Here is a 2,353-nt window from a genome sequence, read left to right on the forward strand (position 1 = left end):
CGAAATGCCTTTTCACGCCTGAAGGCGAGCGGATCGAGGGCGCGGAGGAGGCTTTGGACGACAACCTTCGCAACGACGGGGAAGATGCTGCGCAGGCGCCTGCGGACGAAGATCTCGACGCGCTGGCGGCTGCGGCCGCGGAAGGTGGCATCCACCCCGACCTCGTGCGCAAGATGCCCGGCGTGAACACCGTTGCCATCGTGACCGATATTCCTCGTGCAATCGAGGCTGCGGCGATCTACGGCATTCCCGCGTTCGATCTTAACGACACGATTGCCCTCGCTGATTTCGTGGAATCCCATTTCGTGCGCCCGCGCGTGACGGTGGTCATCCAGGCAGGCGGCGAGAGCCGACGCATGGGCCGCAGCAAAGCGACCGTCCCGTTTTTGGGTCGTCCGCTCATCTGCCGTCTGATCGAGCGCTTAAGCCCCGTGGCTGACGACCTGGTCATCACGACCAACGAGCCCGACAACCTGACGTTCCTGCATCAGGAGTTTCCGCAGCTCAATATCCAACTTGTGTGCGATATCTTCTCGAGCCGCGGCGCGCTGCCGGGTCTGTACACCGCGCTCCAAGCGGCGCGCAACCCCTATGTCGCCATTGTTGCATGCGATATGGTTTTCGCGTCGGGTGCTCTCGTGGTCGCCGAGGCGCTGCGCATGAACGAGACCGGGGCCGACGTGGTCGTTCCTGTGAACAAGCACGGTTTCGAGCCCTTCCATGCGATGTACCGTCGCATGGAGTGCCTGCCCGCCGTGCGCCGTGCGCTCGATCGCGGCGAGAAACGCGCGCAGTCGTTTTTCGGGGACGAGTCTGTGGTCGTCCATGAGTTTCCCCAGAGCAAAGTGCTTGAGGCGGAGCCGATGGGCGGTTGCTTCATCAACGCGAACACGCCCGATGAGCTGCATGCGCTCGAAGACATGGTGATGGAGGGCTAGCTTCTCCATCGAGGGGATGGCGCCTCGCTGCAGATGCGGGGTCCGCGAAAGGCAGTGATCTTAGAATGCCGAACCTTTCTGACATAGCCGATGTTGCCGAGGCTCTCGGAGGCAAGTCGGTCCTCGTGGTCGAGAAGCGTTGCGTGGCGGTGCGCAACCGCCATTCGACGTGCCGCAAATGCATCGAAGCGTGCGTTGCGGACGCGATCTCGGTCGGCGACAACAGCGTGAAGATCGACGCGGAGGCCTGCGTTTCCTGCGGCGCCTGTACGGTCGTCTGTCCCACCGAGGCGCTTGTTCCCGTCGAGCCTGCCGATGTTGAGCTCGCCAGCGCTGCTGCCTCGGCTACACGTGCGCTCGGCGGCAGCCTCTCCGTGTTCGCATGTGCCCGCATGGCTGCGCGCCGAGAGGGCGATCCCGACAAATACGTGTCCGTCCCCTGCCTTGCGCGCATGGAGGAAAGCCTCCTCTTGCAGCTTGCGTCCCACGGCGTGGGCGATGTGGCGCTCGTCGACGGAACGTGTTCGACCTGCAAGTTCGGCGGTACGAGCGAGGGCGTCACGGCGACGGTTGAGTCGGCAAACTCCCTGCTCGCGGCGCAGGGGTCGAGCGTCCGCGTTCGCCGCGCCTCGGAGTTTCCTCCCGAGGCGATAGAGACGAGCGGGCGCAAGTCGTTCGCCGCGGCGCGCCGCGGGTTCTTCTCGCAGGCGGGCGGTATGGCGAAAGATGCCGTGAAGGTCGCGACGGAGAAGGCGCTCGACGAGACGCTCGGCAAGCAGAATGTGAAGAAGGAGCTGAACCTTCGCGAGCTGCTCCGACCCGACAAGGACGGTGGGCTGCCACAATTCGAGCCTTCGCGGCGAATGAACACGCTCGACGCGATGGACGCAATCGGTCAGAGCGTTGTGCCCGAAATCGAGACGCGCCTGTTCGGAAGCGTATCGATCGATGAGTCGAAGTGCCGCGCGTGCGGGATGTGCACTGTGTTCTGTCCGACGGGGGCACTTAAGAAAAGCGAGGAGAAGCCCGCTTCGGGAGAGGGCAGCTACTTGGAGTTCCAGCTGATGGAATGCGTGCAATGCAATCTGTGCGCCGACACCTGCTTGCAGAAGTGCATCACGGTCTCCAATGTGATTGCCACTTCCGAGCTCTTCGACTTCGAGCCGCGGCTTATCCATCTTCCTGATCCTCCTGCTCGCGGAAGCCTGCTCTCGCGCCTGAAGTCGACGGGCCGATAACGCGCGCCGTCAGCGAGCGGCCCTTCCTGTGGTCGTATTATTTCGACCGCTTGCGCGACGGATGGGTATCTGTGGTATACTGGCAACACTTTAGCGCAGTAAAGTGCAGTAGCACAGGGAAGGGTACCGTGCGCGACGAGCGAGCGCGGTGTGCGAAGGAAGGAATCTCATGAAGAA

At 63.0% G+C, this 2,353-nt stretch carries 2 protein-coding genes; both read left to right on the plus strand.

Features of this window, described 5'->3' with window-relative positions:
* Nucleotides 1-938: NTP transferase domain-containing protein (locus ACMRQN_RS09325; protein ID WP_418734753.1), on the plus strand; the 938-nt coding region annotated here is incomplete at its 5' end.
* A gap of 65 nt (nt 939-1,003) precedes the next feature.
* Nucleotides 1,004-2,176: a 4Fe-4S binding protein gene (locus ACMRQN_RS09330; protein WP_418734754.1), complete on the plus strand. Its 1,173-nt coding sequence runs from the start codon at nt 1,004-1,006 to the stop codon at nt 2,174-2,176.
* Nucleotides 2,177-2,353 lie beyond the last annotated feature (177 nt).

The sequence above is a fragment of the Ellagibacter sp. genome (genome assembly GCF_048412355.1).
GTDB lineage: Bacteria > Actinomycetota > Coriobacteriia > Coriobacteriales > Eggerthellaceae > Ellagibacter.

What these genes read in the sequence shown, in the direction of transcription:
- ACMRQN_RS09330 (WP_418734754.1), top strand. Translation starts at nt 1,004, where the DNA reads ATGCCGAACCTTTCTGACATAGCCGATGTTGCCGAGGCTCTCGGAGGC.